The organism is Christiangramia echinicola DSM 19838, from assembly GCF_000423065.1.
Lineage (GTDB): Bacteria > Bacteroidota > Bacteroidia > Flavobacteriales > Flavobacteriaceae > Christiangramia > Christiangramia echinicola.
Genome location: NZ_AUHG01000005.1, coordinates 1 through 6,680, shown reverse-complemented (window position 1 = coordinate 6,680; position 6,680 = coordinate 1). Strand labels below are relative to the sequence as shown.

At 36.3% G+C, this 6,680-nt stretch carries 8 protein-coding genes; all 8 read right to left on the bottom strand.

Annotated features, from left to right (window positions below; translation table 11 throughout):
* Positions 1-416, bottom strand: a 416-nt coding sequence (locus G530_RS0100385) for a protein kinase domain-containing protein (protein WP_026932639.1), incomplete at its 3' end; no start/stop codon positions are given.
* Positions 417-421: 5 nt separating this feature from the next.
* The gene (locus G530_RS16370; protein WP_205619183.1) at positions 422-805 is read right to left on the bottom strand and encodes a hypothetical protein; all 384 of its coding nucleotides are present in this window, start codon (positions 803-805) and stop codon (positions 422-424) included.
* Positions 806-849: 44 nt separating this feature from the next.
* Positions 850-2,031, bottom strand: coding sequence for a C1 family peptidase (locus G530_RS17200; protein ID WP_051199619.1), 1,182 nt, complete (start codon positions 2,029-2,031; stop codon positions 850-852).
* 5 nt (positions 2,032-2,036) lie between these two features.
* Positions 2,037-2,372, bottom strand: a complete 336-nt coding sequence (locus tag G530_RS0100370; RefSeq protein ID WP_026932638.1) for a protease inhibitor I42 family protein — start codon at positions 2,370-2,372, stop codon at positions 2,037-2,039.
* Positions 2,373-2,375: 3 nt separating this feature from the next.
* Positions 2,376-3,185 carry a hypothetical protein gene (locus G530_RS17195; protein WP_156888579.1) on the bottom strand — a complete coding sequence of 270 codons (810 nt, stop codon included), beginning with the start codon at positions 3,183-3,185 and terminating at the stop codon, positions 2,376-2,378.
* A gap of 7 nt (positions 3,186-3,192) precedes the next feature.
* Positions 3,193-3,711, bottom strand: coding sequence for an FHA domain-containing protein (locus tag G530_RS0100360; protein ID WP_026932636.1), 519 nt, complete (start codon positions 3,709-3,711; stop codon positions 3,193-3,195).
* A 7-nt stretch (positions 3,712-3,718) separates the two neighbouring features.
* Positions 3,719-4,375, bottom strand: a complete 657-nt coding sequence (locus tag G530_RS17190; protein WP_051199616.1) for an FHA domain-containing protein — start codon at positions 4,373-4,375, stop codon at positions 3,719-3,721.
* Positions 4,376-4,390: 15 nt separating this feature from the next.
* A partial coding sequence (locus G530_RS17185; protein WP_156888578.1) for a tetratricopeptide repeat protein occupies positions 4,391-6,680 on the bottom strand: 2,290 nt, incomplete at its 5' end.

The window sequence follows — 6,680 nt, the reverse complement described above, 5'->3', positions numbered from 1 at the left end:
AGATCTCGCTGAACGATATGATGTTTATGCAAATGTGCAATTCCATCTATTATAGCAAGTACCAACGTCTCTTTCTTCTCCTGGTTCAATTCATTTTTGGAAAGAAAATGATCAAGATTTCCTAATGGGTAATACTGCATAATGGCATAATCGAACACACCATTAAAAGATTCAAAAGTATGTACCTCTTCATAATTCGCAATATTGGCATGTGGAGGGAGCTTTTCGATAGCTTTAAATTCTTCCTGTAATGAAAACTCTTTATCCCCGGAAATTCGAACTTCAGATACTTTTACGGCTACCTCACGATCCAGCACATTATCATAGGCCCTATAAACGGTACCGAAACTACCGCCGCCTATTTTATCTTCCCTAACATTAAAACTGTAGCGTTTGAAAAATTCTTCTTCGGTCATTGTTATTACTTACGATTAAAAAATGAACAGGATTTCTCCGGATAGGTTGAAGAATCTTTCGAAGCATCAAAATAGAACAATTGCACATCGCTAACCGGGCTATCTTCAGAATAAGATAAATAGGTTTGGTAAAACCCTTTCGTTTTTATATCATAGGTCATATCCTGTCTCTTAACCTTTTGCTGCCCATCTACAGTATAGCAGACTAAAACTCCCCAAAGCTTATTCTTCTTTTCCATATCGCTCACCGGATGACCACATGGAGCCTTTACATAAGGTTTTACCTGCAGTACATAACTGCCATATTCATTTTTTTCGACTTTATAATTAAATGCCTGCTGACAGGCTACACCAGTATCCTGTGCAGACATACCTAAGTTCCAAAACAAACAAATCATTAAAGTAAATAAGCTAAAATATTTCATAGTATTTTCTAAATTTCCTCTATTTGCAGGTAAAATATATTTGAGTCCTTCTTTCGTGATTTATAAGATATCTTATAAGTTTTATTACCATCGATCTCTATTTCATTATTATAATAACCGAATAGAATTGATCGTTTTTTTCCTTTTGAAAGAATGGATTTAGATACAAGCTGAATACTGTGTTTTCCCTCCGGTAAATAAATGGTATTGTGATATCTTGTTTTTTTCTTATTCATACCAAAAACCTTTGGCTCATCTCCATCTACCTTCACATATAATTCTTCGTATAATTGAAGACTTCCCAGTGTTCTGGTAAAGTCAATTTTATTTAATTCTTTTTCTTCAGACTTATTTTTTTCTTCTTCAGTATCCTCTTTAAACACATCTGCCCAGGCAAAATAACCAAGACCGGCAGAATTATATTTTAACCATCCGTAACCATTATCTCCCCAGTCAGATCCCCAGGAATTCTTTATCAACCAAGCCCCCTTATAATCATCCCATCCAATTACCGCAACGGCATGATCTACATTTTTACTATTACTAGCTTCTATCACATCACTACCATCATGATTAATAAAAGATGGATTATTAGAGAATAAAGCAGCGGAAAGGGCACCATGTTTTACAATTGCATCTTTTATCTCCAATTGACTTGCACTATGAGGCAATGTACCCCAATTGGCTAATCTAATATTGGTAGAAGGAGTAATAGAGCAATTCTCTTCATTTTGACTATACGGTAAAGCCAATTCACGACTTACCTCCTTATCATAATAAGTTAGCCATTCGAACACTGTAAAATACCAGCCCCCGGAACATCCATCGTTAGGTGAACAATTTACCAGCTGTTGTTCAGATAAATCCATCTCCTTGTTATTGATAAGCTTATAACTGGACTCAATGGTTGCAAGACTCGTAAATGCCCAACAGGATCCACAATTCCCCTGATCCTTAATTTTAGTAACACCATTTATTCGTCTTAGATCAAAGGTTGCTGCATTTGGATCCCCAAAGTTTTCTTTGGTCATGGCATATAATTTTTCTCCATCACCTATGTAAGAATTTTTCAATTGAATACTTTGAGCGTACTCTTCCTTAGTTGGTTTTATGAGTCCTCTGCCTTTATTCTGTGAAGAGACAGAAAAAGAAATTACTGCTATAAAAAAATATGTCAGAAAGTTTTTCATTATAATTACTCTTTAATCCGAATCCAAAATTTTTCAACTATTTCGGCGGTATCCTTGCTTTTGGAAAAGGGCCGTTTCTTAATAAATTGTAGTTTATACAAACCTAGCTGCGTAGCCCGGAAATTATATTGTCTTAAATACCTTATAAAGCCAGTAGAATCTTTCATTGGAATCCTAACAGAATCAACAAGTGTGATATCAGGACTTGAAGGAATATAATTCCAAACATATCCGCCTGTACCATCTTTTTGAAGATCGATCTTAAAATCCTGCTTTTCTACCGTTGTGACTTTGCAGGAGTAAAAGGATAATAGAAAAATAAGGAATAATAGTTTTTTCATGTTCTAAGCAAAATCATCGGAATCTTCATTATTATTTTCAAACTCGTTTATTTTTTTTAGGAAGTCATCTGTTTCACTATTATCTGCAATATTTTCAGCCGAATTAAATTCATCTTCTTCAGCTTCTCCATCATTTAAACCGGAAATAATATCATCGGTTTCTGCAAAATCGTCCAGTTCTACATATTCATAATCCTCATTATCTTCCTCATCAGGAATCAGATCATCTATAGTAATTTCCTCAATTTTCTCATCATCTGGAATTTCCTCATTCTCATTTTCGTAGTCATCTTCAAATTCAAAATCAGCGTTCTCGTCATCTTTATCAGTATCATCTTCAATTACCTTAGTAAACTCAAAACTTGAATTCTCCTGAATTTTTTTAGAGATCATTGCTCTATCTTCCTCTGATAAACTATCCCATTCCTCTTTTGTAAGAGTGTGATAGGAATTTCCTTTCCAGTTAAAAAAGCCTTCATCTCCCACATCATTTCTGGCCGCCTCATAAGCGTCTTTAAAACTCATTTCGTCATTTATCCCGGAAGCGAATTCCATCGTAGTAGGAATTTCAATATCAATACACTCTTCGGTCGTATCTTCATTTAATTCGTCAGAATTATTCTCTTTATCTCCATCAATATTTGTTGAGCTCTTATCTGACCTATTTGGGATAAAAGCGCTAATGTTAATCCCGCTTACGAACCCCATAAAAAATGATAATGGGAGTTTCCCGTTTTTAATTTGCTGTAACTGCTTTTTGCTAACACCCCGGATTAAAAACTTCCTTTTTTGACCACTATTTTCACTCATCATTTTAATTTTATTGGATCTTTATAACGGTATTACCTGCTAAGATCTCATCTCCGATTTGTACATACACTATATCACCACTATTGATCCTGTTGCCGTTAATTGAAGTACCATTCGAGCTCCCAAGATCCTCTAATGTGATTTTCATCTCCCCGCGGGAATTGAAAATGTTAAAAATCCCATGCTCCCTGGATATAAATGGATCGTTAATTAACAGGCTTTGATTAGATTCGTCTATGCCTTTATTTGGGTTTCTACCAAATTTGATGGAATACTTTTCCTTTTCTTTTTTAATATAAAAATCAAAGGTATCCTTTGATCTTATTGTTAGTCTCTTAGGAACAGATTTCTTTGAATCCTTAGAGAGAATAACAGTCCCGTTCTGTTCCTTTTTTTCAGAGGCTGGAAGATTCAACCTCATTTTATTACCGCACGATTTACACTCGATAACTTTATTGACTCCGTTTTCCAGCCATTCCTTTTTTATAGGAATTTTAGTTCCACACTTTTTACATTTAAATAATGCCATCTAATGTTTAGTTTTCTTTAACCCAGGTGCACTTACACTTTGGGCAGTTCTTTTTAGATTTCCAGTATTTCCAGCTTTTACCGGCTAATTCCATTTCACATTTGGGACATGAAAAAGAACTCATAAATTCGACTGTTAGATCTTCAATTTTATTTCTGAGTCTGCCTTCAGACATTGAGAGAGTAGAAATTACAGTACCTATTAACCCAATGCCTCCCATCAGGTAAATTCTGTATTCCCTAGGGGTGAATTGTCCTACTATTAGCATTATTCCAACAGTTACAGCAAGTCTTAAGGCTGCAGATTTGATCTTAAAGAACTTATTTGCCTTATCCTTATCTTTCTGGAAACTCCTTTCCAGCATTTGCAGAGTTGAAAATTCCTCGGAAAAATCTGTACGCTTATTATGAATAAAAGATTTTAATTCTTTAAACAGCTTTTCAGATTGAATTTCTTCCTTACCCAAGATTATTTTATCCTTTTTGGAAAGTTCTTTTTTCGCTACTGGCTGACCGTTAATATAAGTACCATTGGTTGAGTCCAGGTCTTCCAATACATAGCTTTGATAATCATCGCTAATCGAAATTCTGGCATGCTCGCCACTTACCGAAGGGCTGGCTAATTTCAGATCGTTATCGTTATTTCTTCCTATATAAAAAGTCATTTCTAACCAACATTTTTATTCATAATAATGTTTAGGTTTCCAGCAAATTATCATGGGAATTTTAATCTTTACTTCCTCCTTTTCCCCATAAAATACGCCCTTTACATATAAATAACCTATTTGCCTGCTTCCATCTGCATATTTCTCACCACCATCGGTCCACCAGATTCCGGTTGTATGTTCTCCTTCTTTTTCAAGGTAGGCAGAACAAGGTTTGTATGCAGCATATCCAATCTCATCACTTCCACCTTTATAAGGCCAAATCTGCACACCGGTGGCTGATTCTCCTAATTCATATTCAATATTAATGTTCCAGCTATTAGTATATTTGTTCATCACTACTGGCATTTGTTCGTTCAGAAATTGAAGTCCTTCAGGTTTGATAAACAATTTATTGTCATATTCAGATTCTTTTACCTGATAATATTTTTCATTTCTCAAATCTGAAATTACCTGTAGATAAGTTTTAGCATGATCATCTCCCGCATTGGCCGCCTCTCTGAATAGCTTTTTTGCCTTCTCTTCATCTTGAGAAACGCCGCCAACACCAAACAAATAGAATTCACCTAATTCACGTTTTCCCCAGCGATTCCCATTGTTAGCAGCTTTTTCATACCATTTCCTGGATTCTTCCCAGTCATAACCTAAATCTTTGGCATATTCTAAGACATGACCTACATAAGCCATCGCATCTGTTTGACCTTTTGCCGCAGCTTTTTTGAACCACTCCAGAGCCAACTTATTATCTTCGGGGACGCCATTTCCCTTCCAATAGAGTCTTCCAAGGTTATAGGCCCCATCTTCATTTCCGTTATCAAAAGCCTTTTTATACCATTCAACCGCCTTATTTACGTCCTTTTCAACTCCATTCCCATTTTCATATAGATTTCCAAGATTATTCATCGCCGTTTCATTACCCTTTTCTGCTGCTTTTAAATACCACTCTACACCTTTTTCTGCATTTTTTTCAATCCCGTGCCCGCCTGTTATATATATTGCTCCGATATTATTCATGGAAACGTCGTTCCCATCATTTGCTGCCTTCAACAACCACTCCATAGCTTTCACATAGTCTTTTTCCATGTAATAGATATAACCAATGTTTCCATTCCCTCTATTATCCCCATGCTTTCCAGCTTTCAGATACCATTCTCTGGCTTTTGTATTATTTTCTCTTACATAATAGCCATGATAGTACATTTTACCGATTTTAAATTCAGCCTCAGCATATCCTAATTTTGCTATTTGAATATATTTCTCATAAGCTTTTTTATACTGCTTTTTCTCATAATAAATCTCTCCTTCTTCATATATGGCTTTCTGCTCAGCCAGACTTAACTTTCTTCCTGATTCCTTATTCTTTTCTTCAGTTTTTTCTTCCTCTTTTTTATTGTTTTTATTATCGGCTATAGCCTCTTCTCTGTTATCATCAGAATAACTTGCTGTCCAATCACCTTTTGTATCTATAAAAAAAGTACTGTCTTTGGTACTTACTTTGGCTTTGCCTTCTATAAAACCATCGGCCATTATAAAGGAAGGATGGACAACTATTTTCCCCTTTGACTTATACCCAAAAAGACTGTCCTTCTTAAACACTACCGGCATCTCAGCTATTTCTGCTGAAGATCGATTTTCGCTATCAGAAGTATTCATATAAGTAAACCCATAAGCTACCGCCACAGCAGTGATAAGTCCTGCTGCTATTCCCATCCATACTTTCTTATTCGAGCTTTGCGGTTTAGGGAGCGTAGATTTTACATCCTGTTTCTTCGGTTTGTTTTCTTCAGGTGTTTTTTTTACCTGCGCTTTTTTAGTTCCTGATTCGGTTTTTATTTCCTCTCTCTTTTCTTCCGCAGGTTCTTTACTGAATATCTGCGTGGCATTATTATCGGCTTGGGGTAAGATCTGGGTTGCAGCAGAATCTTCAACTGAAGTTTCTCCTTTGAGTATCTTCAACAGTTCCTCAGCATCCTTTACCCGCTCGTTCATATCGCGTTCCAGACAGGCCGCTACGACCGCCGGCCAATTGCCGGGAAGCTGAACCAGCTTTGCTGAATAATCTTCATGCAGAATCTTCTTCGACACCTCGTTCTGCCACTCCGCACTGGCTGAAGTACTTCCTTCCACCTGAAACAAGGCTTTTCCAGTAAATATCTCGTAGGCGATTGCTCCAAAGCTCCATAAATCGGTATTCAGCTTTAAAGGCAATCCTTTGATCTGTTCGGGTGAACAATACTGTAATGTACCTCCGGCAAAGCTATTGGTAAACCTGGAGGCTTTACTATCAGCATTGGCCTGTTTACTC